The sequence below is a fragment of the Streptomyces sp. NPDC005017 genome (assembly GCF_042873115.1).
Lineage (GTDB): Bacteria > Actinomycetota > Actinomycetes > Streptomycetales > Streptomycetaceae > Streptomyces.
Genome location: NZ_JBIALD010000002.1, coordinates 330687 through 356805, shown reverse-complemented (window position 1 = coordinate 356805; position 26119 = coordinate 330687). Strand labels below are relative to the sequence as shown.

Sequence of the window (26119 nt, the reverse complement as noted above, 5' to 3'; positions counted from 1 at the left end):
GCCAACTTCGGCGAGAGTACCGCCATTTGACGGACCGGACCGGTCGAGTCCCGTCAAGAGTCCGTTACAACCAGCCATCGTGCGATGACGTTTCGTTCATCCCTCAATCACAACTGGTCACTCGTCGAAGCCAGATGGTGACCTGGCCGCTCTTGACTCATCGAGAACCGGCTGGATTGGATCGATGGGGGTGCGCGGGCCGCACCCCGCACACCCGTCGTCAACACCAGATCTGCCCATCGAACTTCCGAGTCCGGAACGGGAATTGTGACTGCAATCGTGAAGAGCAGCTGGACCAGTCCGAGACGCCGCGGTGCGGCCGCCGCCCTGTTCGCCGTGACGGCGGTGCTCGTCGCGGGCTGTGGCTCGTCCGACGACGGCACCGACGACAACCCGCTCGCCGGCGGGGACAAGCCCGCCGGTGACACCGTCGTCGTCGGCTCCAACAACTTCGCCGAGAGCACCCTGCTCGCCGACATCTACGGCGAGGCCCTGAAGGCCAAGGGCATCAAGGTCACCTACAAGCCCAACATCGGCAGCCGCGAGACCACGTACGGCCTGCTCAAGAACGGCACGATCACCGTGCTGCCCGAGTACAACGGCTCGCTGCTGGCCTATCTCGACCCCAAGGCCGCGCAGGAGTCCGCGGAGGCGGTGAACTCCGCGGCCCAGGCCAAGCTGGACCCCAAGCTGACGCTGCTGGAGTCCTCGCCCGCCGAGGACAAGGACTCGGTGTCGCTGAACGCCGAGACCGCGAAGAAGTACGGCCTCACCGCGGAGTCCTCGCTCGCCGACCTCAAGGAGGCCGCGCCCGAGCTGGTCATCGGCGGCTCCCCGGAGTTCCAGACCCGCCACCAGGGCCTGGTCGGCCTGGAGTCCGAGTACGGCCTGAAGTTCAAGTCCTTCAAGGCGCTGGACGCCGGTGGCCCGCTCACCCAGGCGGCGCTGAAGAAGAACGCCGTGCAGGCCGCGGACATCTTCACCACCGACCCGACCATCACCAAGGAGAAGTTCGTCGTCCTGAAGGACCCGAAGAACCTCTTCGGGTTCGCCAACGTCACGCCGCTGGTCTACAAGAGCGGTCTGTCCGAGGAGGGCGTCGCCGCGCTCAACGCGGTCTCCGCCGAGCTCGACACCGCGACGCTGCTCGAACTGGACTCCCAGGTGCAGCTGGAGAACAAGGACCCGCTGGACGTTGCCAAGGCCTGGCTGAAGTCGGCCGGCCTCGGCTGATCCCGCCGGCCGGACGGACGGGGGCCGTGGGGAGGTGCGCACACCTCTCCCCGCGGCCCCCTCCGCTCAGCGCACGGCGGCGGTCGCGCGGGCCTCGCGGCGACGGCGTCCGCGGCCGCGGCGAGGTCCCTGGTCGGGCAGCCGGCCGAGGACCAGACAGCTGTCGGCGACCCCGGGGACCAGTCCCAGCGGGAGGCCGCCCAGGTTCGAGGTGACCCAGGTGCCCAGCGACAGCAGCAGGCCGGTCGACGGCGAAGTACGCCCCGGTGACCGCCGCGGGTGCGGCGGTGTTCGTCAACTGAGGCCCATACAAGGCTGGTTCACGCTCCGCGGCGCAGTCGCAGGGCGAGGGTGATGCCGCCGGTGAGCAGCAGCACACCGGCGGCACCGCCCGCCACCCAGGGGGCGGAGGGCCCGGACTCGGCCTGTGCGACGGGTGTCGCGTCGACCGGCCGGCGCGTGCTCACGTCCGCGGGGTCCTTCACCGTCCCGGAGCTCTCCTCCACGGTCGCCGGCGTCCGGGCCGCGGAAGGCTCGGCGGCCTCGGGTGTCCTCGTCGCGGCGCCGGCCGGATTCCTCCCGGACCCGGCCTCGGACGCGCCCTCGGCCGGGGCTGTCGGCGTCGGCCTCGCCGGCTTCGCGGCCGACGCGAACTCCACGTCCGAGCAGGAGTAGTAGGTGTCCGGCGTGCTGCTGTTCCGCCACACCGTGTACAGCACATGCCGCCCGGTCCGGTCCGACGGCAGCGTCGCGCGCATCCGGTAGGCGCCGCCCGTCAGCGCCGGGTCGCGCACCTCGGCGAACGGCCGCTCCGGCAGGTCCGACCAGGTGAGCGGTCGCGTCGGGTCGTAACCCGGCTTCGTCAGGAAGAACTTGAAGGACCCGGCGTGCGGGATCGTCGAGGCGTACGACACCGTGATCGTGCCGCCCGGCGTGAGCCGGGTCGCCGGCCAGTCGGCGCGGGCCAGGTCCAGGCCCCGGTAGCCGGGCAGGCCCGCGCTGCACAGCCGGCCGTCGGGGACGGTCTGCCGGTCCCGGCCGCCGACGTCCGGCAGCCGCAGGTTGTCCCACGCGGCGACGGGCCCGCCGTTCGCCGCGACCGCCGCCCGGCAGGCCGCCGAACCGGCGCGTGCGCCGCCGTCGGGCGAACAGGCCACCGTCCGCGAGACGGGGTCCGTCGGCGCGCCGTGCGCGTGCGCCGGGGCCGACACGGCCAGGGCCAGCGCGGGGACCAGCAGGGCGACGGCGGCACGGGCGCCCGCGCGGGCGAGGGCTCCGCCGGTGGCGCCGCCGGGGAGAGCGGCGGTCGCGGTGCCGGTGCGGGCGGGGGCCTTGCCGGGGGCGGCGCTGATGGGGGCCGCGGCCGTGGGGGTGGCCGCGGTGGTGGGGGCGCCGGGCATGCGGGCCTCCTCCGGCTCGTCGGGCGTACGGGGTTCCGAGGGCAGTACGCAGAGCACGGCCCCAGCGTTCAGCACCGGCCGGAACGGGCGCGGCATCAGTGTTGATTACCGGTCGGAACGGGCGCGGTCTGAGCGTTGATTACCGGCCGGAACGGGCGCGGCCTCGGCGTTGAGCACCGGCCGGAACGGGGCGGCTTGAGCTGTCGGCGTCGTCCGGGTCGGGACGGCTGGAACGGGGCCGCCCGAGCGGCTCGCGTCGGCCGATCAGGGTGACCCGAGCCGCCGGGGTCGGCCGGATCGGGGCGTAGGGCACCGGCCGAGGGCGAGCGCGCGCATCACGCCGACGGCCCGGCGCGAACGCGCGCGCCAAGCCAGGACCAAAGGGTGCATCCCAGTTCAAGTGCCCTATGGCGAGGGTGGGTTTCCGGCCTGGTCAAGGGTTTCCCCTGTACCCCTACCCACGTCCCGTTCCCTATCGTTCCAGCACAGCTGACCCACAGGTAACCCCCACGACGGGTCGGTGCACCACGCCTGGCCGGCCACCGCTTTTCGCTTTTCGAACAGCCCCCACCGCTTCGACGAAGAAGCGCTCGACCGCCGCTCCGCGTGCCCGGAGTACGGCCACGAAAGGCAAGCCCTTGCGTACTTCTCCCTCCACCCGCCGGAGACTCATATCCGCCGCCGCGGTGTCCGCGGCGCTCTTCACCGCCGCCACCGCGACGGTCGCCGTCGCCCAGGACGGCTCCGCTCCGGCCGCCTCCGCCGACCTCGCGGCCCGCACCGAGGCCGCCCCGGGCGCCCCCGCCGAGCGTCTGATCGTCGGCTACAAGTCCGGCGCCACCGAGGCCACCTCCAACAAGGCCGCCGAGGCCGACGCCGTCGCCAAGGGCAAGGAGGCGGGCGAGAGCCTCGACTTCCAGCGCCGCCTCGGCACCGGTGCCGCCCTGGTCGACCTCGGCGAGGACCTCACCCGCACGGACGTCGCCGACGTCATCGCCGAGTTCCAGGCCGACCCGCAGGTCGCCTACGTCGTCCCGGACCGCCTGAACAAGGCCAAGGCCGACCCGAACGACACCGACTACGCCAAGCAGTGGGACCTGTTCGAGGCCACCGCCGGCATGAACGTGCCGGGCGCCTGGACCACCACCACCGGCACCGGCGTCACCGTCGCCGTCATTGACACCGGCTACGTCGCCCACTCCGACCTCGCCGCGAACATCGTCGGCGGCTACGACTTCATCTCCGACACCGCGGTGTCGGTGGACGGCAACGGCCGCGACTCCAACCCGGCCGACCCGGGCGACTGGTACAACGCGGGCGACTGCGGCGCGGGCGTCCCGGCCAGCAACTCCTCCTGGCACGGCACCCACGTGGCCGGCACCATCGCCGCGGCCACCAACAACGGCAAGGGCATGGCGGGCATCGCCTACGGCGCCAAGATCTCCCCGCTGCGGGTGCTCGGCAAGTGCGGCGGCTACGACTCCGACATCATCGACGCCATCACCTGGGCGTCCGGCGGCACCGTCTCCGGCGTGCCCGCCAACACCAACGTCGCCAAGGTCATCAACATGAGCCTCGGCGGCGACGGCGCCTGCACCTCCGCCACCCAGTCGGCCATCACCGCGGCCGTGAACCGCGGCACCACGGTCGTCGTGGCCGCGGGCAACGACAACGACAACGTGGCGAACCACTCGCCGGGCAACTGCAACAACGTCATCTCGGTCGCGGCCACCAGCCGCACCGGAGCCAAGGCGAGCTACTCCAACTACGGCTCCCTGGTGGACATCTCGGCCCCCGGAGGCCAGACCAGCACCGGTACCGCGAACGGCATCTACTCCACGCTGAACTCCGGCACCAAGACGCCGTCCACCGAGTCCTACGCCTACTACCAGGGCACCAGCATGGCCACCCCGCACATCGCGGGCCTGGCCGCGCTGATGAAGTCGGCGAACTCCTCGCTCACCCCGGCCCAGATCGAGTCGGCCATCAAGACCAACGCCCGTGCGCTGCCCGGCTCCTGCACCGGCGGCTGCGGCGCGGGCCTGGCCGACGCCGCCAAGACCGTCCAGGCGGTCACCGGCGGCTCCGGCGGCACCGGCACCGTGTTCTCCAGCACCGGCTCGGTGGCCGTCCCGGACGGCGGCGCGGCGGTCGAGTCCCCGATCAGCGTCACCGGCCGCACCGGCAACGCCCCCTCCGCCCTCCAGGTCGGTGTGAACATCACCCACACCTACCGCGGTGACCTGGTCATCGACCTCGTCGCCCCGGACGGCTCGACGTACCGGCTGAAGTCCTCCAGCTCCTCGGACTCCGCGGACAACGTCAACACCACCTACACGGTGAACGCCTCCAGCGAGGTCGCCAACGGCACCTGGAAGCTGCGCGTCCAGGACGTCTACTCGGCGGACAGCGGCACGCTGAACAGCTGGAAGCTGACCTTCTGAGGTCACCCGGGCAGGCGGGCCGGCCGGTGCGGATGGGCACCGGCGGGTCCGCCCCCCGTCCTCCTCTCCCGGGCCCGGGGTGGGGAGGGCGGGGATCACGGCGTCAAGTCACTGACAGGGGGAGTGACTTGACGCCGTGATGAAGTTGGGGACCAGCCGCACGGGCCGCCCCGCAGCCCACTCCCCGGGCAGCCCTCGCAGTGCCTCCCGGTACAGCACCCGATCGGCCCGGGAATCCGCACGACCCCACCCTCAAGGGGCGCGGGGAACTGCGCGAACCACGCAACCACCGCCCCGATCGCCCCGAGAAACTGCACGACCACTCCCTCAGGGGCGCGGGGAACTGCGCGAACAGCCACGGACGGCCCGCACCCGAAGCACGACCCGGCCCCCACCGCCCCCGCACCACGCCCCGGCCCCCACCGAACCCCCCACCCACCCGAAAGTTCCGCACTCCAACGGCGATTCACGCGATGGTGTGATGACCTGAGCCCAGGCGGATGCACGAGAAAACGCATGGGTAGGGCCCGCCCATGACCCAGCCCTTCGAACTCCCGCACTTCTACATGCCCCACCCCGCCCGGCTGAACCCGCACCTGGACGAGGCCCGCGCCCACTCCAGCGCGTGGGCACGGGAGATGGGCATGCTGGAAGGCTCCGGGATCTGGGAGCAGTCCGACCTCGACGCGCACGACTACGGCCTGCTCTGCGCCTACACCCACCCCGACTGCGACGGCCCCGCCCTGTCGCTGATCACCGACTGGTACGTGTGGGTGTTCTTCTTCGACGACCACTTCCTGGAGACCTTCAAGCGCAGCCAGGACCGCGCGGGCGGCAAGGCCTATCTGGACCGGCTGCCGCTGTTCATGCCGATGGACCTGTCGGCCCCGGTGCCCGAGCCGGCCAATCCGGTCGAGGCCGGCCTCGACGACCTGTGGAGGCGGACCGTACCGGCGATGTCGGCCGACTGGCGCCACCGCTTCGCCGTGGCGACCGAGCATCTGCTGAACGAGTCCCTGTGGGAGCTGTCGAACATCAACGAGGGCCGGATCGCCAACCCGGTCGAGTACATCGAGATGCGCCGCAAGGTCGGCGGCGCCCCCTGGTCCGCCGGACTCGTGGAGTACGCCACCGCCGAGGTACCCGCGTCCGTCGCCGCGACCCGGCCCCTCAGGGTGCTGATGGAGACCTTCTCCGACGCCGTGCACCTGCGCAACGACCTGTTCTCCTACCAGCGGGAGGTCGAGGAGGAGGGCGAGCACAGCAACGGCGTGCTCGTCCTGGAGACCTTCTTCGGCTGCACCACCCAGCAGGCCGCCGACACCGTCAACGACGTCCTCACCTCCCGCCTCCACCAGTTCGAGCACACCGCGTTCACCGAGGTGCCCGCCGTCGCGCTGGAGAAGGGCCTCGCCCCCGACGAACTCGCCGCGGTCGCCGCGTACACCAAGGGGCTCCAGGACTGGCAGTCCGGCGGCCACGAGTGGCACATGCGCTCCAGCCGCTACATGAACGAGGGCGCCGCCTCCGTCCCGCCCTGGAACCGCCCCCTCGGCGGTGCCGCCGACATCCAGGCCCTGCTCGCCTCGACCGCGGCGGACCGGCTGCGCGCCCACAGCCACGTCCCGTTCCAGAGGGTCGGCCCGTCCGCGATCCCGGACATCCGCATGCCCTTCCCCCTGCGCCTCAACTCCGGTCTCGACGAGGCACGGCGCGGCCTGGTCGCCTGGTCGCACCGCATGGGCATCCTCAGCGAGGGCGTCTGGGACGAGGACAAGCTCGACTCCTGCGACCTGGCGCTGTGCTCGGCCGGGCTCGACCCCGACGGCAGTCAGGAGGCGCTCGACCTCAGCGCCCACTGGCTGGCCTGGGGCACTTACGGCGACGACTACTACCCCCTCGTCTTCGGCCGGCGCCGCGACCTCGTCGCCGCCCGGCTGACCACCGCACGCCTCTCGGCCTGTATGCCCCTGGACGGCGAGGAGCCGCCGCCCCCGGTGAACGGCATGGAACGCGGCCTCGTCGACCTGTGGCGGCGCACCACGGCGGACATGGACCGGGAGGCCCGGCGCACGCTGAAGGCCGCGGTCGACGTGATGACCGAGAGCTGGCTGTGGGAACTGGCCAACCAGATCCACCACCGCGTCCCCGACCCCGTCGACTACCTGGAGATGCGCCGGGCCACCTTCGGCTCCGACCTCACCCTCAGCATGTGCCGCAGGGGCCACGCCCCGGGCATCGCGCCCGAGGTCTACCGCAGCGGCCCCGTCCGTTCCCTGGAGAACGCCGCGATCGACTTCGCCTGTCTGCTCAACGACGTCTTCTCGTACCAGAAGGAGATCGAGTACGAGGGCGAGGTCCACAACGCGATCCTGGTCGTGCAGAACTTCTTCGGCTGCGACTACCCGACCGGGCTGCGGATCGTCGCGGACCTGATGAACCAGCGCATGGAGCAGTTCGAGCATGTGGCGGCCGTCGAACTGCCCGTCGTCCAGGACGACTTCGCCCTCTCCGCCGAGGACCGGGAGGCCATGGACGGCTATGTGGACGCGCTGCGGGACTGGATGTCCGGCATCCTGAACTGGCATCGCGCCGTGGACCGTTACAAGGCGGACTACCTGGCCCGCCGCACCCACGGCTTCCGCCCGGACGGCGCGCCCGCCCCGGCCCTCCCGCCCGTACCCGCCGGCCTGGCCTGAGCGGTCACGTCACCCCACGCGACGGCTCCCGCCGCCGACGCGTACGCGGGGCCGCCCGCTCGACCGCGGCCCTGCCCGGGGCCCGGACGACCGGGTGCGGCCGGGTGCCGTCGTAGGGGGCGACCTCACCGATGCCCGCTGGATCGACGCGCCCGGCGCAGGACTGCCCCTGGGCCGGCTCCGCTCGGCCGGGGTCCGGGCTTCCGTACGGCCCTGCGCCACGGGGCGGCGAGCCGGCCGGTGACCGGTAAGGCTTCCCGCTGCTGACCGCAGGTCAGCCTCACTCGTTCGGGGATCGTCGCGGCCGGGTGCGCCGGGTAGAGCACCAGGCGGAGGCGAACCATGGAACAGACTGCGCTGCGTCCCAAGCCGATGCCCGGCCAGGAGCCCGGTGGCGGCACCGCCCCGGCGCCCGTCCGGCGCCCGCACGCCGCCCGGCGCCGCGGCCGACGGCTCACCACCCTGCTGCTGAGCCTGCTCGCGGGGGCGGTCCTGGTGCTGTCCGGCGTGGGCCTCGGCACCGTCGGCACCACCGTGATCGGCATGAGCCGGCTCGCCGAACTCCAGCGGCAGAGCGCCCCGCCGCCCCCCGCCCCGGTACGTGCGGCGGCCTCGTCCGCCCCGGCCACGCCCGCCGCCCGGGCGCCCGCGGGCGCGACCCTGGGCGTGGAGGCGGTCGACGCCGAGAAGCCCGGCGCCCTGGTCGTCGGCGTGCACATCCCGGGACCCGGTCACGCGGCGGGCCTGGTCCGCGGTGACGTGCTGCTCGACTTCGGGGGCACGCGCGTCGACACAGCCGCCGACCTGGCCCGCGCGGTGGCGGAGGCCAGGCCCGGCCAGGAGGTGAAGGTGACGGTGCGTCACGAGAGCGGCGGTTTCCAGCAGCTCACGGTCGTACCGGGCGTCGTCACCTGACCGCCGGTCACGTGATCGTACGGAAGTGGCTCGTCAGGCCCCCGGCGTCGTCCAGCACATGGAAGGCCAGCCCGACCGGCGCGTCCCGGTCGGCGACCTGCTCGCCCTCCCAGGGCAGCCGCAGCGTCCATGTCACGCCCGGCCCCACGAGGACGGGCCGCCCGGCGAAGACGCCGGCGGCCGCCGTGTGGGCGTGGCCCGTGATCAGCCCGGCGATCCGGGGCCGGCGTGCCAGCAGTGCGGCCAGCCGGTCCGGGTCGCCCAGCCGGTAGGAGTCCGGCAGGGGGTGGTGCAGGGTGATCGGCGGGTGGTGGAACGCCAGGAGCGCCGGCAGGTCCGGGCCGAGCCCGTCGAGCGTCGTCTCGATCCAGTCGTACGTCTCGTCGTCCAGGGCTCCGTCGTCCTCGCCCGGGATGCTGGAGTCGCACATCAGCACGGCGGCGCCGTCGAGCACCCGGACGCTGTTGACCGGCCCCTCCGCGGCGGGCTCGCCCAGCAGCACCTTGCGGTAGGGGGCCCGGCTGTCGTGGTTGCCGGGGCAGGTCAGTACCGGGAACGGCGTGTCGCCGTCGCGCAGCCCCAGCAGGCGGGCGGCCTCCTCGTACTCCGGCTCCGCGCCGTGATCGGCGATGTCCCCGGTGACCAGCAGGGCGTCCACCCGGCCCGGCAGCCTCCACAGGTGGTCCCGGACCCGCTGGGCGCGCTCCGTCGCGCGCGTGGTGCCGTCCAGATGCAGATCGCTGATGTGCGCGAGTACGAGCACGGTTCCGTGTCCCCCAGTCATCGCCCTAACGGATAGAAATGATCAAACCATTAGGGCTAATGGCTGTGCAAGAAGTGACCATTAACTTCCCATGTGGTGTGCCGAACCGGCTCGCGCCGCCCCCTCCGGGCGGGCAGGATGCTGCCCGTAGTCCCCTTCGTCCGCCCAGGGAGGCCCGGATGACCGGCCGTACGCCCGCGCCCTTCACCGACGACGACCACCGGGCCCGGACGGGGCGGGCAGCGCCGACGGCCGCGGGCGCGAGGCCTGCCGGACCGCTCGCGGGGGACGCCGTCGTCGAGGACGGAGGCCGCCGGCTGAGCGGCACCACGCGCGAGATGGTCATAGTGGACTGACCGGGCGACCCGCCCGGAACCCGTCTCTGCCGACCACACCCCCGAGCGACAACGGCGTGACCATGACCCAGGCACCGACACCCAGCGCGGACATCGTCCGCAGAGCGCTCCACACCCTCGTCAAGGGCGGCGTGCAGGACCCCGCCGGCCCCGAGGTACGGCCGGTCCCCGAAAGCGTGGGACGGACCACCTGGTGGGTGGGCACCCGCCATGTGCTCCGCCTCGCCACCGACCCGGAGGCCACCACCCTGTTGCGCCGCGAGGTGCGGCTGCGGGACCTGGTCAGGGCACACATCCCCGTCGCCGTACCGGCCAGCGTCGCCCAGGGCGAATGGGCGCCCGGCCTCGCCTGCACCCTCGACACCAAGGTGCCCGGCGGCTCGGGCGACCGGCAGGACGTCTCCGCCATCGGGGAGGCCGACCTCGCCGGGCTGCTCACCGGACTGCGCGAGGTGCCCGCACGACAGGCCGAGGCCCTCGGCGTCCCGCGTGCCACACCGCGCTCCCTGGACTCGCTGCGCCGCGTGGCCGCACAGGCCGCCGAACGGATCGCGGCCGCCGACGAGTTCGACGCGGCCCGGCTGCACCAGCTCACCCCGCCCGCGGCCGTCCAGCTCGCCGCGCAGCCCGGCGGAGCCGTCCTCGTCCATCACTCCCTCACCGGCGACCACCTCGTGGTCAGCGCCGAGGGCCGGGTGCGCGGGGTCCTCGGCTGGGGCCTGGCGGTCCTGGGCGACCCCGCCGAGGACATCGCGGGCCTCGCCCTCGCCGTCGGTTCCCCCGCCGCCGTCCGCGCCGCCACCCTCGCCGGCTACGGCGCCCGCCCCTGCCTGCGCGGCCTCTGGCTGGCCCGCTGCGACACGGTGATCCGCCTCGCCGCCCACCTCGACGGGCGGGACACGACCGTCCCGCTGCCGCTGCTGCGCACCCAGCTGGGGCACGCCTGGGAGGCCATCCTGCTGGAACGGGTCACGGAGCTGCGGGCGGCGGACGAGGAGGACGAGAAGGACCTGCCGGGGGACGACGAGTACTAGGGCATACCAGGGCCTGTCCCGGCACCCCGGTACCGCGCTGGTCCCGGCGCCCGGGTATCGCGTTGGCCCCGGCGAGCTGGTCCCGGCGCCCGGGTATCGCGTTGGCCCCGGCGAGCTGGTCCCGGCGCCCGGGTACCGCGCTGGTCCCGGCGCTCCGGTACCGCCCTCGCCCCGGCGTCCCGTACCGCCTCTCGCCCCGGCGCCCCCTCAGTCCTGCGACAGCACCACGCACGACTCCCCGGGCAGCCGCAGCACCCCGTCCTCGCCGGGCGCCTCCACCGGCTCCCACGCGGCCAGGATGCGCACCGGGCGGGTGCCCAGCGGGATGGGCGCGGACTCCTTGGCGAGGTTCACGGCCACCCGGACGTCGCCGCGCCGGAAGGCCAGCCAGCCCGCCTCGGCGTCGTAGGCGACCTTGGTGTCGGCGAGATCGGGATCCGTGAGGTCGGGCAGTTCGGCCCGCAGCGCGATCAGCCTCCGGTACCACTCCAGCACGCGCGCGTGGTGCGGGGCCCGCGGCTCGGACCAGTCGAGACAGGAGCGCTCACGGGTCGCCGGGTCCTGCGGGTCGGGAACGTCCTCCTCGGCCCACCCGTGCGCGGTGAACTCCCGCCGCCTGCCCCGCCGTACGGCCTCGGCCAGCTCCGGGTCGGTGTGGTCGGTGAAGAACTGCCAGGGCGTGCCCGCCGCCCACTCCTCGCCCATGAACAGCATCGGCGTGAACGGGGCCGTCAGCGTCAGCGTCGCCGCGCAGGCCAGCAGCCCGGGGGAGACCAGGGCCGACAGCCGGTCGCCCTGGGCGCGGTTGCCGACCTGGTCGTGCGTCTGGCTGTAGCCGAGCAGCCGGTACCCGGCGACCCGGGCGCGGTCCAGCGGGCGGCCGTGCGTACGTCCCCGGAAGCTCGAGTACGTGCCGTCGTGGAAGAACCCGCCGGTGAGCGTCTTGGCCAGGGCGGCGAACGGGTCCCGCGCGAAGTCCGCGTAGTAGCCCTGCGACTCGCCCGTCAACGCGGTGTGCAGCGCGTGGTGGAAGTCGTCGCTCCACTGCCCGTGCAGACCGAGCCCGCCCTCCTCCCGCGTGGTGATGGTCCGCGGGTCGTTGAGATCGGACTCGGCGATCAGGAACAGCGGCCGCCCCAGCTCCGCCGCGAGCGCGTCCACGCCCGCCGACAGCTCCTCCAGGAACGGGTACGCACGCGTGTCCGCCAGCGCGTGCACGGCGTCCAGCCGCAGCCCGTCCACCCGGTAGTCACGCAGCCAGGCCAGCGCACCGCCCAGCAGGAACGCCCGCACCTCGTCCGAGCCGGACGCGTCCAGGTTGACGGCCGCGCCCCACGGCGTGTGATGCGTGTCCGTGAAGTACGGCCCGAACGCGGGCAGATAGTTGCCGTCCGGCCCCAGATGGTTGTGCACCACGTCCAGCACCACCCCGAGTCCCAGCCCGTGCGCCCGGTCCACGAAGCGCTTCAGCGCCTCGGGGCCGCCGTACGGCTCGTGCACCGCCCACAGCGACACTCCCTCGTAGCCCCAGCCGTGCCGCCCGGGAAACGGGCAGACCGGCATCAACTCGACGTGCGTGACGCCCAGTTCCACCAGATGCCCGAGCCGCTCCGCGGCCGCGTCCAGCGTGCCCTCGGGCGTGTACGTGCCCACGTGCAGCTCGTAGAGCACCGCCCCCTGGAGCGGACGGCCCTCCCACGCCGTGCGCCAGTCGTGGCGCCCCTGGTCGACGACCGCGCTGAGCCCGTGCGGCCCGTCCGGCTGGCGCCGCGAGCGCGGGTCCGGCAGTACGGGCCCGTCGTCCACGGCGAACCCGTAGCGCGAGCCGTCGTCCGCCTCCGCCTCGGCCGTCCACCACCCCTCGCGCCGCGGATCGCGCTCCATCGCCCGAGTGGCCCCGTCGCACTGGAGCGTCACACGGCCGGCCTGCGGTGCCCACACCTCGAACTGCACGGACGGTTCCCCTTCGTCTGCTCACCGTGACGTAGCTCCCCCATGGTGCGCCAACCGAGATCGATCCGGGGGCCGATCCGGCACCGAAACCCTCCTTTCTCGCAGGTGCCGCGCGGTACGCGCGCGTGGCGGCCGTTTCCCCGTTTTCTGGACACCTGGGGTTCACTGACCGACAATCACCAGCGTGACGTCGTCCTTCGAGTTCCCCGCCTTTCCCGCGCGGCTGTCCGACGCGGAGCGCGACAAGGCGCTGAAGGCGCTGCGCGACGGCGTCGCCATGGGCCGGCTGTCGCACGACACCTTCATCCGCCGCATGGAGCTCGCGCTGGCCGCCCGCCGGTCCGACGAACTCGCCGCGCTCACCGCCGACCTGCCCCGGGAGAACAGGGTCGCCCGGCTGGTGTTCGGCAGCGTCGAGGCGGTGTCCGGGTTCACGGTACGGCTGCGCCGGGCCTGGCAGGCCGAGCGGCTGCCCAAGCTGCTGCTGCCCCACCAGAACACCGGGCACCCGCTGCGCATAGGCCGCGACCCCGCCTGCGGGCTGCGGCTCAACCACGAGACCGTCTCGCGCCTGCACGCCGAGCTGACCCGCCAGAGCGGGATGTGGGTCCTGCGCGACCTCGGCTCCACCAACGGCACCACCGTCAACGGCCGCCGGGTGATCGGCGCCGCCGTCGTCCGCGAGGGCGACCAGGTCGGCTTCGGGAACATGACGTTCAGGCTGTCGGTGAACTGAGCGGAGGGCTCCCTTTCGGGTGAGCGGGGCTGGGGCACGGGGGACGGCGTGCCGATGATTCGGGCATGACCCACACGATCACGGCGAAAGCGGTGCGGGGCGGCCTGCTGGCGGCCGCTCTCCTCGCCGCCGCCGCCACCCCGGCCCAGGCGACCCACCAGGAGTCCTTCCAGGCCAACTGGCTCTACGTCTCCGTCACCCACGGCGACAACCGGTCCGGCGACACCCGCGGCACCCTCTTGACGTGCGACCCGCCCCAGGGCCACTCCCGCGCCGCCGAGGCCTGCGAGCAGCTCACCGCCGTGGCGGGCCGCGTCGACCGGATGCCGGCCCGGGGCGAGGTCTGCCCCATGGTCTACGCGCCGGTCACGGCCCACGCGCGCGGGCGGTGGAACGGCATGTCCGTCGACTACACCCGGACCTTCGGCAACGCGTGCGAGCTGGCCGACCTGACGGGCCCGGTGTTCGCGATGGGCGACTGAGCCGCCGCCGCGCGCGTGCGGGCGGTGCGATCCGATGTCACTGCATCCCGCATCCGGTGGTGCCGCCGCGTGCGTGCGGTGCTCAGGCCGCCCACACGCGCGCGTGCAGCGCCGCCGCGACCACCGTGCGGGACTGGTGCTCGATCTGGTGCTCCAGCGGCACCCAGCGGGCGTGGAAACGCTCGGCGAAGGCCTCGCTCCAGTCCACCACCAGCCGTTCGAGCAGCGGAGCCGCGCGGTCGTCCGTCGCGCGCAGCACCCGCAGCAGCATCGCCGCCGACCGCAGCGGCAGCCGCCGCGCGAAGGCCTCGACACTGCCGATGTACGCCATCGAGACATCGGCGGGCGGGGTGTTGATCCAGTCCGCGGCCAGCCCCGGCACCAGCTCCAGCACCCACCGCCCGGCCCGCAGCAGAGGGCTGTCGACGCCCTCCAGCCGCGGCAGCGCCTCGCAGAGCACCCGCTCCACCTCCAGCGCGTCGCGCACCAGCCCCTCGGCCAGCACGCGCAGCGCCGCCGCCGGGGCGGGATGCGGGGCCACGTCGTCCACCAGGTCGCTCGCCCACATCGGCACCTCCACGACCGCCGTGAGGCCGCCGTAGCGATGGGCGTGGTACCAGGTGCTGTTGCGCGCGTCGTCCGGCATGCTCGGGTACGCGACCCCCGACTCGCCCGTCGGCATCACATGCACCCCGGGCCCGGACGTGGGCCAGCCCGCGGCGTCGGACGCGCCCGCCTCCACCGGGATGCGCAGCTCCGCGGCCGACTTGGCGAACGGCTCCGCCAGCCCCGGGATGTCCTTCGTCAGCTGCACCCAGCTGCCGCCCAGATCGGTGCCGTGCAGCGTCACCTGGAGGTAGGGGCGCAGTTCGTCGATCACCCCGGTCAGGGTGCGCGTCTCGGGCGGCAGCCGGTCCGGCGGCAGCACCGACGGCGACCACTCCGGCTGCTCGGGCCCGGCCGGGCGGAAGAAACCCCGGTGGTAGTCGAGCAGACTGCGCGGCGCGGGCGTCACGTGCAGACTGGCCCCGTCCGGGTCCGCGCACAGCAGGAAGTGCCAGGACGTGCCGTCCCGCAGCACGCGCTCGTGCAGCACGCGTTCGGCGAGCGCGAGCAGGGTCGGGCCGCCCGCCGGTTCGTTGGCGTGGGCGCCCGCGACGACCAGTACGGCCCGCCCGGCACGGCCCACGGACAGCAGATGCAGCGGGCGCCCCTCCCGGGACACCCCCACCTGGCGCAGGGCGCACAGACCGGGATGGCGCACGGCCAGGGCCCGGGCGGACGAGATCAGTTCGGGCAGGGTGGGGTAGCGCAGCTCCGGCAGGAGACTCACCCCCGTTTGGTCCGGCCGGCCCTCGCCTCCGCAGTACCCCACGGAGTGGAGACTCTGTCAAGAACGTGCGCCGGAGCCGCCCGGGGGCGCCGGACGCACGGGCGCGGCCCCGCCCTTCAGCGGCGGCTCACGGCTCCTCCCCGGCCCGTTCCAGCAGCGCCACCGGCAGCTCCCCGAACAGCTCCGCCACGCGCGCGTGACCGGTGAACTCCCGCCCGGGGGAGAGCGCGTCGGCCCACCGGCCCGGCGGCAGCGGCAGCCGGGTGTCCCGCCAGCCGCCCGCCTCCGCCAGCCGCAGCGACAGCCGGGTCACGGCGGTGACCACCTCCCCGGAGCGGGCGAACGCCGCGCAGTGCCCGGCGGCCGGGCCCTCCGCCGCCAGCGGCGTGTACGTGGCACTCGTCCCGAACGCCTCCGGCCGGCGTGTCCGCAGCCGCAGCGCGGCCGCCGTCAGCGCCGCCTTCTCGCCGCCGTCCCGCGGCGGCAGCACGACCGGCCGCCGGTTGTCCGGGTCGACCAGCGCGCGGTACTCGGCCTCCGTGCCCTGGTAGACGTCCGGCACGCCCGGCATCGTCAGCTGCACCAGCGCCACCCCCAGCACGTTCGCCCGGATGTGCGACTCCAGGGACGCCCGGAACGCGGCCACGTGCTCCCCCGGCGCCCCGCAGGGCCCGGCCGCCACGAACGCCGCCACCGTCTCCTCGTACGGCGGCTCCCGCTCGGTCCAGCTGGTGAACATCCCGGCCTCGCGCACATGCTTCAGCAGCGCCTCGCGTACTCGCTCCGGCGCCGCCGGCCCGAGCCCGAACACCGTCTGCCAGGCCGCCCAGGCCAGCTGCCCGTCCGGCACGGCCTCCTCGGGCCGCGACAGGCCGTCCAGCAGCTCCGCCCAGCGCTCCGGGCACTCGGTGAGCACCGCCAGCGCGGCGCGTACGTCGGCGCTGCGCTTGGTGTCGTGGGTGGTCACCACCGTGCCCGTGAGCGGCCAGTCGCGCTGCACGCGCGCGCAGTAGGCGTGGAAGTCCTCCGGCGACACCCCCGGCGATCCGGGATCGCCGCCCACCTCGGTCGCCGACAGCAGCGGCACGTACCGGTAGAAGGCCGTGTCCTCGACGGACTTGGCCCGCAGCGCCGACGACAGCTGTGCGAACCGCGCGCGGAACTCCCGCTGCTCCGGCCCGTCGCCGTGCCGCCCGAGCAGCAGCTCCCGTACGACGTCCACGGCCCCGGCCTCCTCGGGCACCACGAAGGCGAGCCGGGCCTCGGCGGCGGCCTCCTCGGTGACCACGCGGGCCGCGTCCGTGGAGGCGTAGGGGCGGTACACCTCCATGCGGACCAGCAGCTCGCGCAGGGCCGCGGCGAGCGCCCAGGGGGCACGGTCGCGCAGCTCCGGGCCGGGCGAGGACGCGCACACCCTGACCGCCACCCGGGTCAGCCGCTCCAGCTCGGCGGCCAGCTCGTGCCCGATCACCCCGTACGCCGCGCGCCGCACGGTCGCGTCCCAGGAGCCGCCCCGGTCGGTCTGGGGCGCCGCGAACCGCCGGTAGCGGGCGAGGAGTTCGCCCGCGCCCGCCGGGTCCGTGAACAGGCCGTCCACGCGGCGCAGCGCGTCGTAGCCCGTGGTGCCCGCGACCGGCCAGGAGGGCGGCAGGTGCTCGGTGTCCGCGAGGATCTTCTCCACCACGGTCCAGCGTCCGCCGGTGGCCTCGTGCAGCCGTGCCAGATAGGCGTCCGGGTCGGCCAGTCCGTCCGGGTGGTCCACCCGCAGCCCGTCGATGACGCCCTCGTGCAGCAGTGCGAGGATCCTGCCGTGGGTGGCCTCGAAGACCTCCGGGTCCTCCACCCGCACCCCGATCAGCTCCGAGATGCTGAAGAACCGGCGGTAGTTGAGCTCGGTCCGGGCCAGCCGCCACCACACCGGGCGGTACCACTGGGCGTCGAGCAGCCGGGTCAGCGGCTGGTCCTCGGTGCCCTCGCGCAGCGGGAAGGCGTGGTCGTGGTAGCGCAGCACGTCGCCCTCGACCCGCAGGGCGTCCGCCTCCTCGCCCAGCGGGCCCCCGAGCACCGGCAGCAGCAGCTGCCCGCCCCCGGCCTCCCAGTCGACGTCGAACCAGCGCGCGTACGGCGACTTCGGCCCCTCGCGCAGCACCTCCCACAGGGCGCGGTTGTGGACGGGGGCCATGGCCATGTGGTTCGGCACGATGTCCACGACCAGGCCGAGCCCGTGCTCCCGGGCGGTCCGCGAGAGGGCGCGCAGGCCGTCCTCGCCGCCCAGTTCGCCGCGCACGCGCGCGTGGTCGACGACGTCGTACCCGTGCGCCGAGCCGGGGACGGCCTCCAGGACGGGGGACAGGTGCAGATGCGAGACGCCGAGCGAGGCCAGGTACGGCACCGTCGCCGCGGCGGCCGCGAACGGGAACGCGGGCTGGAGCTGGAGCCGGTAGGTGGACGTGGGCACCGGCGGGAGGGATCGCTCAGGTGTCATGCAGACCTACGTACCCGCCCCGCCGCCTTTCGTGTCATCCCGGGCCGCCGCAGGAGTGACCGGCACGCCCCTGGCCACCCCGGGCCGGTCACCGTGGGTTGGCCACCCCGGGCCGGCCACCGTGGGTTGGCCACCCCGAGTCGGTCACCGTGGGCTGGCTACCCGGGTCGGCCACCGTGGGTCGGCCACCCCGGGCCGGCCACCCCGGGTCGGCCGCCCCAGGTCGGCCGCCCCAGGTCGGTCACCCCGGGTCGGCCGCCCCGGGCGGATGCCCGCGCAGGCGGCCGGCCGAGCCGGCCGGTACCCCGGTACCCGCGCGAGCCCCGCCCGCGACCGCCTCCTAGGCCGGCCGCTGCAGCACCGTCAGGCTCCGGTCCGTCAGCCGCAGCCGCTCCCCGGCGGCGACCTTCGGCCCCGTGCCGGGTGGGACGCCGTCCTCCTGGGAGGTGTCCACGACCACCTGCCACTGCCGCCCGTGGTCGACCGGAACGAGGAAGTCCAGCTCCTTGGGGGAGGCGTTGAACATCAGCAGGAAGGAGTCGTCGCCGATGCGCTCCCCGCGCATGCCGGGCTCGGAGATGGCGTTGCCGTTGAGGAACACCGTCAGCGCCGAGGCCTGGGCGCCGTCCCAGTCGCGCTGGGTCATCTCCCGGCCCTCGGGCGTGAACCAGGCGATGTCCGACAGGTCGTCGTGCGTGCCCTCCACCGGGCGCCCGTGGAAGAAGCGCCGCCGCCGGAAGACCGGGTGGTCCCTGCGCAGCCACACCATCGCGCGCGTGAAGTCGTACAGCGCCGTGCCGTCCTCCGCGTCCCCCGGCTCCGGCCAGCGGACCCAGGCCAGCTCGCTGTCCTGGCAGTAGGCGTTGTTGTTGCCCCGCTGGGTGCGGGCGAACTCGTCTCCGTGGCTGATCATCGGGACGCCCTGGGACAGCATCAGGGTGGCGACGAAGTTGCGCATCTGGCGGGCGCGCAGCCGCTTCACGTCCTCGTCGTCGGTCTCGCCCTCGGCGCCGCAGTTCCAGGACCGGTTGTGGCTCTCGCCGTCCCGGTTGCCCTCGCCGTTGGCGTCGTTGTGCTTGTGGTTGTACGACACCAGGTCGTGCAGGGTGAAACCGTCGTGGCAGGTGACGAAGTTGATGGAGGCCAGCGGGCGGCGCCCGTCGTCCTGGTAGAGGTCGGAGGAGCCGGTCAGCCGGGAGGCGAACTCGGCGAGCGTGCGCGGCTCGCCCCGCCACAGGTCGCGGACGGTGTCGCGGTACTTGCCGTTCCACTCGGTCCACAGCGGCGGGAAGTTCCCCACCTGGTAGCCGCCCTCGCCGACGTCCCACGGCTCGGCGATCAGCTTCACCTGGGACACCACCGGGTCCTGCTGCACCAGGTCGAAGAACGACGACAGCCGGTCCACCTCGTGGAACTGCCGGGCGAGGGTCGCCGCGAGGTCGAAGCGGAACCCGTCGACATGCATCTCGGTGACCCAGTACCGCAGCGAGTCCATGATCAGCTGCAGGACGTGCGGGGACCGCATGAGCAGCGAGTTCCCGGTCCCCGTGGTGTCCATGTAGTGGCGCTTGTCGGGGGTGAGCCGGTAGTAGGACGGATTGTCCAGGCCCCGGAAGGACAGGGTCGGGCCCAGGTGGTTGCCCTCGGCGGTGTGGTTGTAGACGACGTCGAGGATGACCTCGATGCCCGCCTCGTGCAGCGCCCGCACGGCCGACTTGAACTCCAGCACCTGCTGCCCGCGGTCGCCCCAGGAGGCGTAGGCGTTGTGCGGGGCGAAGAAACCGATGGTGTTGTAGCCCCAGTAGTTGTTCAGGCCCATGTCGACCAGCCGGTGGTCGTTCACGAACTGGTGTACGGGCATCAGTTCCAGCGCGGTCACCCCGAGCTTGGTCAGATGTTCGATCACCGCCGGGTGCGCCAGGGCGGCGTAGGTGCCGCGCAGCTCCTCCGGAAGGTCCGGATGCCGCATGGTGAGGCCCTTCACATGGGCCTCGTAGATCACCGTGTGGTGGTACTCGGTGCGCGGTCGCCGGTCGTCGCCCCAGTCGAAGTACGGGTTGACCACCACGGACGACATGGAGTGCGGGGCCGAGTCCAGGTCGTTGCGCCGTTCGGGCGCGTCGAAGTGGTAGCCGTACACCTCCTCGCCCCACCGGACCGCCCCGCTGATCGCCTTCGCGTACGGGTCGAGCAGCAGCTTCGCCGAGTTGCAGCGCAGCCCGCGCTCCGGCGCGTACGGGCCGTGGACCCGGAATCCGTACCGCTGTCCCGGCATCACACCCGGCACGTACGCGTGCCGGACGAACGCGTCGCTCTCCCGCAGCTCCACCGCCGTCTCCGAGCCGTCGTCGTGCAGCAGACACAGCTCTACTCGGTCCGCGGCCTCCGTGAAGACCGCGAAGTTCGTGCCGGCGCCGTCGTACGTGGCGCCGAGGGGATACGCCTCTCCAGGCCAGACCTGCATGGGAACGACTCTTCCAGGTGTGCCGTGCCCCCGGGGGAGCCTTGCCTTCGAGTCTCCCCGAAAGTGATGGAACCACCCCTGACTCGCACCCCTCTTACCGGTCGACCAGTGCATACGACGTATGCCGAATATGTGGGGCGACACGTACTCCCGGGGACTTGACGGGGAGTAGGGGGAAGATGTGCGCACGATAGTGCGCCGCCACCTGGGGAAGGTGGTGGCAGGTGCCGCGATCGCCGTGGCAGGGACCGCCGTGATGGTCGGCGTGACCCTGCCGGGCACGGCCGGCGCCGGGGAGAACGGGGGCGCCGCGGGAACCGGTGGCGGCACCGCCGCGGCCGGACAGGCGGCGCCGGGACAGGGCCCGGCCGACACACCGGGCGTGGTGGAGGAAGCGCCCGCCGAGGGCGAGAAGGGCACGGGCCGCGACCCGCTGACCGACGACGAGGTCGAGCGCGTCGCGAAGCTCGCGGCCGGCCGCCAGATGCTCGGCACCGCCGAGGACGTCTCGGGGGACCGCGGCCCCCAGCGGCTGGCCGTCGACCTCGCCGAGCCGGAGTCCGGCACGCCGGGCGGGCCGCGCCGCGCCGAGGTGCAGTTCTACGACTACCGCGACGACACCCTGGTGACCCGGACGGTCAACCTCGACACCGGCCAGGTCGAGAAGAGCGCCACCGAGCGCGGTGTGCAGCCGCCGCTGAGCCGCGACGAGTACGCCGAGGCGGCCCGGCTGCTGATCGCCGACCCGCTCGGGGCCGGCCTGAAGGCCGACTTCAAGGACGCCACCGGCAAGGAGCTGACCACTCCCGACCAGCTGTGGCTCAACGGAGCGGTGTACCGGGCGGCCCCGGGGGCCCAGCCCGCCCTGCTCGACGGCTGCGGCGAGCACCGCTGCGTCCGGCTGTTCCCGAAGGTGAAGAACGGCCCGTGGATCGACGCCCGGTCGTTCGTGATCGACCTGAGCGCCCGCAAGGTCGGCAGGCTCGATCTCGGCTGAGCCGTCGTCGGCCCCTTCTTCACCCGGCCGGCGCACCGTGCCGCCGGCCCCTTCTCCACCGTGCCGGCGCATCGTGCCGTCGGCCTTCGACTCACTGGCACTTCTCGCAAGGAGCCGTTCCCTCTCATGCGCGCGAACCGAATCCGTCATGCCCGCCGGGCCGCCGTGGGCCTGTCCGTGGCCGCACTGGCCGCCGGTGCGACGACCGCGGCCGGCCCGGCCACCGCCCAGCCGCAGGCCGCGCCCGCGCCGGCCGCCGACTGCAGCGCCGCCTACCGCATCCAGCAGAAGCTCACCAGCGGCACCACCTGGCGCATGTGCTGGCGCTACGACAGCAAGGCCGGGCTCGTCCTGGAGAAGATCTCCTACCAGCCCAAGGGCGAGACCAAGCCCATCAGGGTGCTCAACAGCGCCCGCCTCGGCCAGATCCACGTCCCCTACGACGACGGCAGCGTCGAGTACGACGACCTCACCGGCTTCGGCTTCGCCCAGGGCCTGGTCAACCTCGCGCCCGGCGAATGCCCCGGCGGCACCATCAAGACCGTCAAGGTGCCCGACGCCTGGCAGGACCCGAACGTCAAGGGCCTGTGCACCACGACCCGTTCGCGCGGCCACGCCTACCGCATGCAGGGCGACACGGCCAACAAGGTCTACCAGGCCCAGGGCAAGGACCTGCTCGTCTACACCGTCAACCAGGTCGGCTGGTACGAGTACATGACGGAGTGGCGCTTCCAGGACGACGGCACCGTCACCATGAACGTCGGCGCCACCGGCAGCCTCTCCTACGAGGACTACGACGCCGGTGACGGCCGCGGCTGGCCGATCGGCAACGGCGAGCAGGCCAAGGCCACCAGCCACAGCCACAACGTCTTCTGGCGGCTCGACTTCGCCCTCGACGGGTCCACCAGGAACACCGTCGAGCAGTACGACTCCACCGTCTCCGCGCCCGTCGCGGGCAACCGCGCCCCGACCACGAAGACCACCCGCACCAAGGTCACCAAGGAACTCGCCGGCGACGCGAAGAACTACCGCTGGTGGCGGATGGTCAGCGCGACCGGCAAGAACAAGGACAAGCACCCCAGGTCCTACGAGATCGTGCCCGGCTCCACCACCAAGTACCCGGGCCGCAGTTACACCAAGCACGACCTGTACGTCACCCAGTACAACGCGTGCGAGAAGTTCGCCAGCCACAACCCCGGCTGCCCCGGCACCACTTCGAAGTCCGTCGACAAGTGGGTGAACGGCCAGGCCCTCACCCACCCCGTGGTCTGGATGAACGTGGGCTTCCACCACATCGCCCGCGACGAGGACCAGCAGCCGATGCCGATCCACTGGCAGGGCTTCTCCGTCGTCCCGCGTGACGTCACGGCTATGAATCCGCTCACTCCGGGTGAGCTCGCGTGGCAGAACGGCCACTGGCGGCCGCGTAGTTGAGAAACTACCCTGCCCATCCGGCTGCACCGCCGACCGCTCGCGGAGTAGGCTTCCTTGATCGTTGGGACGGGGAGAGCTCGGGGGAGCGGAAGGCGGTAAGCGGGTGGGCTCGGGAGGGCTGGAGCTGCCCCCTGGTGACGAGGGTCACGAGGGGGACTCCACAGACGTCCCGCCCGGCACGGTGTCACTGGCCCGTCCCATGGAGACGGGTTCCATCGGGCCGGAGCTGGAGTGGGACGCCGAGGCCTGGCGGGAGGTGCGCACCCGCGCCCAGCGCGCGGGCCGCGCCTACATCTGGCTGAACCTGGTCGAACAGCGGCTGCGCACGGTCGTCGCCGCTGTGCTGCGGCCGATCTACGAACCCGTCCACGGCGACGACTGGGTCGTCGCCGCGGCCGGACCGGCCGGACAGGAATGGGTGCAGCGCGCGGTCGCCGTGCGCGAAGTCAGCCGCCGCAAGGGCTACTTGCTCGATCCGGCCGACGACAATGTGCTCAGTTTCCTCACCCTGCCACAGCTGCGCGAGCTGATGGTGCAGCACTGGCCCTGCTTCGAGCCGTACGTCGACGACCGCCGCGACGTCGAACTCGCCCTGGACGAGCTGGAGGTTACCCGCAACGTCGTCTCGCGCAACCGGGCCCTGTCCGAGGCGGTGCTCAACCAGGCCGAACGGGCCTCGGCGCGGCTGCTGGAGACGCTCGGCGCGGGCGGCGACGTGCCCTCCGCACGGCGGCTGCCCGTCGACGCCGTGGAGGACCTCGTCGGCGACCGGTACGCGGACGTGGTCGCGGTGCACTCCGACCGGGTGCGGCTGCTGCGCCAGTTCCCGGCCGAGGACATCTTCGGCGGCGCCCGCCGCCTGGACGCCTTCGGCATCGGCCTCAACCTGCTCGTGCAGAACTTCTCCGGGCGCCGGCTGGTGCGGCTGGCCGAGGCCGGCTGCCGGGCGCGGCTGCTGTTCCTCAACCCGGCCTCCAGCGCCGTCAAGCGGCGCGAGCGCGAGCTGGGCATCAAGCGGGGCGAGCTGTCCCGGGCCGTGGAGATGAACATCCTGCACATGCGCCGGGTGCGCTCCCGGCTGCGCGACCCCGGCGCCTTCGAGATCCAGGTGTACGACGAGACGCCCCGCTTCACCGCGTACCTGGTGGACGGCGACGGCTCCGACGGCATAGCGGTCGTCCAGTCCTATCTGCGCCGCTCGCGGGGCATGGAGGCACCGGTGCTGGTGCTGCGGGCCGGCGGCCGGGTCGTGAAGCCCGGGGAACCGTACGGGGCGGACGAGGCCGGGCTGTTCCCGACGTACCGGGAGGAGTTCGAGACGGCCTGGGCGGATTCGCGCCCTGTGTCCTGAACCGTCCCACCGGGCCGAGCGGAACGCCGTCCTCTCGTTGTCAGTGGTCCGTGCGAAGGTGGGGACCACTGGGGGAGAGCACCACCAAGAAGGGGGACCGCCCATGGGCTGGCACCGTGAGCTGCTGATCGGATTCGACCTGGAGACGACCGGGACGGACCCGCGCGAGGCGCGTATCGTCACGGGCGCCGTGATAGAGGTCAGGGGCGGACAGGTGCTGGGCCGCCGCGAGTGGCTGGCCGATCCCGGCGTGGAGATCCCGGCGGACGCGGTCGCGGTGCACGGCATCAGCAACGAGCGCGCGGCGGCCGAGGGCCGCCCCGCCGACCAGGTGGCCGACGCCATGGCGGACGTCCTGGCCACGTACTGGAAGACGGGCGTACCGGTCGTCGCCTACAACGCCACGTTCGATCTCACCCTGCTCTCCGCTGAGCTGCACCGGTACGGCCTGCCGTCCCTGCGCGACCGCCTCGGCGGGGTCGATCCCGCCCCGGTCATCGACCCGTACACCATCGACCGCCGGGCCGACCGCTACCGTCGCGGCAAGCGCAACCTCGAAGCGGTCTGCGCCGAGTACGGGGTGCCGCTCGACTCCGCGCACAACGCCTCCGCGGATGCCGTGGCCGCGGCGCGGCTCGCCTGCGCGATAGCCGAGCGCCATGCCAAGATCGGCTCCCTCGGGCCGGTGGAGCTGCATCGGCGCCAGATCGAGTGGTACGCGGAGTGGGCGGCGGACTTCCAGGCGTTTCTGCGCCGCAAGGGGGATGCGGAGGCCGTGGTCGAGTCCACGTGGCCCCTCCGGGGGGTGGCGTCGGGGGTCCGGGCGGGGTAGCGAGGGTTGTTCGGGTGCGGCTGGGTGGGGGGTCTGCGCAGTTCCCCGCGCCCCTTCGGGTGGTTGGCGTCGGGGGTTCGGGCGGGTAGTGGGGGTTGGTCGGGTGCGGCTGGGGTGGCGCGGCTCGGTCGGGTGCGGCTGGGTGGGGGGTCTGCGTAGTTCCCCGCGCGCCTTCGGGGGTTGGTGTCGGCGTTTCTCGGGCGGTTCGGCAGTGTGAGGCCTGGTTGCGCCCGCGCGGCGGAGCCGCATGCCGACTCGGCCCCGCGCCCCTTTGCTGTGGGCGGTGCCGGCGTGCGAGGTCTGGTCGCGCAGGCGCGGCGGAGCCGGATGTCGGCTTCTCAGAAGGGGTACCAGCGGACGCTTTCGTCGCCGTCCCGTAGGGAGGCCACCCGGCGTTCGAACTCGGTCCGGGCCCGGGGGCTGGCCGGGGCGTGCTGGGCGACCCAGGCGCAGCTCGCCGTCTCCCGGGCCCCGCGCAGGACACCGCAGCCCTCCCACGCGCGGACGTCCCAGCCGTACGCGGAGGTGAAGGAGTCGTAGGCCTCGGGCGGCAGCCCGTAGCGGTCGCGGGACAGGGCCATGACGACCAGGTCGTGCTCGCGGAAGTCGGAGGCGAAGGTCTCCAGGTCGACCAGCACGGGCCCCTCGGGCCCGACGTGGACGTTGCGCGGCAGGGCGTCGCCGTGGATCGGGCCGGGTGCCAGCCGCGGGGTGAGCGCGGCGGCGGCCGCCGCGAAGCCGTCACGGCGCTCGCGCAGATACGCGGCGTCCGCCGGGTCGATCGCGTCCCCGGCCAGCCGCAGCCAGCGCTCCACCCCGCCCAGCAGGTCACGGGGCGGCAGCGTGAAGGAGGGGGCCGGCAGCCGGTGCACCACGCGCAGGAGTGCGGCCAGGTCGCGGGGCCCGGCGGGCCGGACCGGGTCCGGGAGGCGGTGCCAGAGGGTCACCGGGTGTCCCTCGACCAGCCGCGCCGCGCCGGAGGCGGCCCGTACGGCGGGTACGTCGGCCTCCGCCAGCCAGGTGGCGACGGCCAGCTCCCGCCGCGCCCGGTCCAGGAGTTCGGCGTCACGGCCCACCTTGACGACGAGGCCACCGCAGGCGAACACGGCGTTCTCGCCGAGGGCCAGCAGCCGCGCCGGTCCGGCCGTGCCCGGGAGGACCCGCGCCGCGGCCAGTATCCGGCGCGCCCGTGCCTCGTCCATCCGTAC

The 26119-nt window shown here is 73.3% G+C and carries 19 protein-coding genes; 12 read left to right on the top strand and 7 right to left on the bottom strand.

Translation table 11 applies throughout. The features are described from left to right. Positions 1-279 precede the first annotated feature (279 nt). Positions 280-1233: an ABC transporter substrate-binding protein gene (locus ACFYR0_RS04370; protein ID WP_389321732.1), complete on the top strand. Its 954-nt coding sequence runs from the start codon at positions 280-282 to the stop codon at positions 1231-1233. Between the two features lie 320 nt (positions 1234-1553). Here ACFYR0_RS04370 and ACFYR0_RS04365 read toward each other — a convergent pair whose 3' ends face one another. Continuing rightward, positions 1554-2729, bottom strand: a complete 1176-nt coding sequence (locus ACFYR0_RS04365; protein ID WP_389321730.1) for a lytic polysaccharide monooxygenase — start codon at positions 2727-2729, stop codon at positions 1554-1556. Positions 2730-3271: 542 nt separating this feature from the next. On the opposite strand from ACFYR0_RS04365, the gene ACFYR0_RS04360 reads away from it, so the two are divergent. The 3 genes from ACFYR0_RS04360 to ACFYR0_RS04350 all read left to right on the top strand — a co-directional run bounded on the left by ACFYR0_RS04360 (position 3272) and on the right by ACFYR0_RS04350 (position 8691). Further along, a complete protein-coding gene (locus tag ACFYR0_RS04360) occupies positions 3272-5077 on the top strand; it encodes a S8 family serine peptidase (RefSeq protein WP_389321728.1) in 1806 nt (601 codons plus the stop codon). Between the two features lie 533 nt (positions 5078-5610). After that, complete coding sequence (gene cyc2, locus ACFYR0_RS04355; protein ID WP_389321726.1) at positions 5611-7776, top strand: germacradienol/geosmin synthase Cyc2; 2166 nt, start codon at positions 5611-5613, stop codon at positions 7774-7776. Positions 7777-8118: 342 nt separating this feature from the next. After that, entirely contained in the window at positions 8119-8691 is a 573-nt protein-coding gene (locus tag ACFYR0_RS04350) for a PDZ domain-containing protein (RefSeq protein ID WP_389321724.1), read from the top strand. A 7-nt stretch (positions 8692-8698) separates the two neighbouring features. Here ACFYR0_RS04350 and ACFYR0_RS04345 read toward each other — a convergent pair whose 3' ends face one another. Then, positions 8699-9454: a phosphodiesterase gene (locus tag ACFYR0_RS04345; protein ID WP_389321977.1), complete on the bottom strand. Its 756-nt coding sequence runs from the start codon at positions 9452-9454 to the stop codon at positions 8699-8701. A 179-nt stretch (positions 9455-9633) separates the two neighbouring features. On the opposite strand from ACFYR0_RS04345, the gene ACFYR0_RS04340 reads away from it, so the two are divergent. Together ACFYR0_RS04340 and ACFYR0_RS04335 are read left to right on the top strand one after the other, a co-directional pair. Further along, positions 9634-9810 carry a hypothetical protein gene (locus ACFYR0_RS04340; RefSeq protein WP_389321722.1) on the top strand — a complete coding sequence of 59 codons (177 nt, stop codon included), beginning with the start codon at positions 9634-9636 and terminating at the stop codon, positions 9808-9810. Between the two features lie 62 nt (positions 9811-9872). Then, positions 9873-10844 (top strand): aminoglycoside phosphotransferase family protein, encoded by a 972-nt coding sequence (locus ACFYR0_RS04335; RefSeq protein WP_389321720.1) that lies wholly within the window; start codon positions 9873-9875, stop codon positions 10842-10844. Positions 10845-11051: 207 nt separating this feature from the next. Here the strand turns inward: ACFYR0_RS04335 and treZ are convergent, their stop codons facing one another. Beyond that, positions 11052-12797, bottom strand: coding sequence for a malto-oligosyltrehalose trehalohydrolase (treZ, locus tag ACFYR0_RS04330; RefSeq protein WP_389321718.1), 1746 nt, complete (start codon positions 12795-12797; stop codon positions 11052-11054). 184 nt (positions 12798-12981) lie between these two features. Here treZ and ACFYR0_RS04325 point away from each other — a divergent pair, with 184 nt between their 5' ends. Together ACFYR0_RS04325 and ACFYR0_RS04320 are read left to right on the top strand one after the other, a co-directional pair. Continuing rightward, positions 12982-13533, top strand: coding sequence for an FHA domain-containing protein (locus tag ACFYR0_RS04325; RefSeq protein ID WP_386380890.1), 552 nt, complete (start codon positions 12982-12984; stop codon positions 13531-13533). 65 nt (positions 13534-13598) lie between these two features. Then, the gene (locus tag ACFYR0_RS04320; protein WP_389321716.1) at positions 13599-14015 is read left to right on the top strand and encodes an SSI family serine proteinase inhibitor; all 417 of its coding nucleotides are present in this window, start codon (positions 13599-13601) and stop codon (positions 14013-14015) included. Between the two features lie 82 nt (positions 14016-14097). Here ACFYR0_RS04320 and ACFYR0_RS04315 read toward each other — a convergent pair whose 3' ends face one another. From ACFYR0_RS04315 to glgX, 3 genes are all read right to left on the bottom strand, one after another. Continuing rightward, the gene (locus ACFYR0_RS04315) at positions 14098-15348 is read right to left on the bottom strand and encodes a M14 family zinc carboxypeptidase (RefSeq protein WP_389321714.1); all 1251 of its coding nucleotides are present in this window, start codon (positions 15346-15348) and stop codon (positions 14098-14100) included. Positions 15349-15475: 127 nt separating this feature from the next. Beyond that, a complete protein-coding gene (gene treY, locus ACFYR0_RS04310; protein WP_389321712.1) occupies positions 15476-17833 on the bottom strand; it encodes a malto-oligosyltrehalose synthase in 2358 nt (785 codons plus the stop codon). A 340-nt stretch (positions 17834-18173) separates the two neighbouring features. Further along, on the bottom strand, positions 18174-20297 hold the full coding sequence (gene glgX / locus ACFYR0_RS04305) for a glycogen debranching protein GlgX (RefSeq protein ID WP_389321710.1): 2124 nt from the start codon (positions 20295-20297) through the stop codon (positions 18174-18176). A 181-nt stretch (positions 20298-20478) separates the two neighbouring features. Here glgX and ACFYR0_RS04300 point away from each other — a divergent pair, with 181 nt between their 5' ends. The 4 genes from ACFYR0_RS04300 (at position 20479) to ACFYR0_RS04285 (ending at position 24911) form a co-directional block, all read left to right on the top strand. Beyond that, on the top strand, positions 20479-21294 hold the full coding sequence (locus ACFYR0_RS04300; protein WP_389321708.1) for a Tat pathway signal sequence domain protein: 816 nt from the start codon (positions 20479-20481) through the stop codon (positions 21292-21294). A 126-nt stretch (positions 21295-21420) separates the two neighbouring features. Then, the gene (locus tag ACFYR0_RS04295; protein ID WP_389321706.1) at positions 21421-22728 is read left to right on the top strand and encodes a copper amine oxidase; all 1308 of its coding nucleotides are present in this window, start codon (positions 21421-21423) and stop codon (positions 22726-22728) included. 103 nt (positions 22729-22831) lie between these two features. Next, complete coding sequence (locus ACFYR0_RS04290) at positions 22832-24079, top strand: SAV2148 family HEPN domain-containing protein (protein WP_389321705.1); 1248 nt, start codon at positions 22832-22834, stop codon at positions 24077-24079. 103 nt (positions 24080-24182) lie between these two features. Next, positions 24183-24911, top strand: a complete 729-nt coding sequence (locus tag ACFYR0_RS04285; RefSeq protein ID WP_389321703.1) for a 3'-5' exonuclease — start codon at positions 24183-24185, stop codon at positions 24909-24911. Positions 24912-25249: 338 nt separating this feature from the next. On the opposite strand, the gene ACFYR0_RS04280 is transcribed toward ACFYR0_RS04285, so the two are convergent. Further along, on the bottom strand, positions 25250-26113 hold the full coding sequence (locus tag ACFYR0_RS04280) for a phosphotransferase enzyme family protein (RefSeq protein ID WP_389321701.1): 864 nt from the start codon (positions 26111-26113) through the stop codon (positions 25250-25252). Positions 26114-26119 lie beyond the last annotated feature (6 nt).

Bases quoted from the DNA above. Each gene is read 5' to 3' on its own strand.
- ACFYR0_RS04365 (WP_389321730.1), bottom strand. From the start codon at position 2,729: ATGCCGCGCCCGTTCCGGCCGGTGCTGAACGCTGGGGCCGTGCTCTGC.
- cyc2 (WP_389321726.1), top strand. From the start codon at position 5,611: ATGACCCAGCCCTTCGAACTCCCGCACTTCTACATGCCCCACCCCGCC.
- ACFYR0_RS04350 (WP_389321724.1), top strand. From the start codon at position 8,119: ATGGAACAGACTGCGCTGCGTCCCAAGCCGATGCCCGGCCAGGAGCCC.
- ACFYR0_RS04340 (WP_389321722.1), top strand. From the start codon at position 9,634: ATGACCGGCCGTACGCCCGCGCCCTTCACCGACGACGACCACCGGGCC.
- ACFYR0_RS04335 (WP_389321720.1), top strand. From the start codon at position 9,873: ATGACCCAGGCACCGACACCCAGCGCGGACATCGTCCGCAGAGCGCTC.
- ACFYR0_RS04320 (WP_389321716.1), top strand. From the start codon at position 13,599: ATGACCCACACGATCACGGCGAAAGCGGTGCGGGGCGGCCTGCTGGCG.
- treY (WP_389321712.1), bottom strand. From the start codon at position 17,833: ATGACACCTGAGCGATCCCTCCCGCCGGTGCCCACGTCCACCTACCGG.
- glgX (WP_389321710.1), bottom strand. From the start codon at position 20,297: ATGCAGGTCTGGCCTGGAGAGGCGTATCCCCTCGGCGCCACGTACGAC.
- ACFYR0_RS04295 (WP_389321706.1), top strand. From the start codon at position 21,421: ATGCGCGCGAACCGAATCCGTCATGCCCGCCGGGCCGCCGTGGGCCTG.
- ACFYR0_RS04285 (WP_389321703.1), top strand. From the start codon at position 24,183: ATGGGCTGGCACCGTGAGCTGCTGATCGGATTCGACCTGGAGACGACC.
- ACFYR0_RS04280 (WP_389321701.1), bottom strand. From the start codon at position 26,113: ATGGACGAGGCACGGGCGCGCCGGATACTGGCCGCGGCGCGGGTCCTC.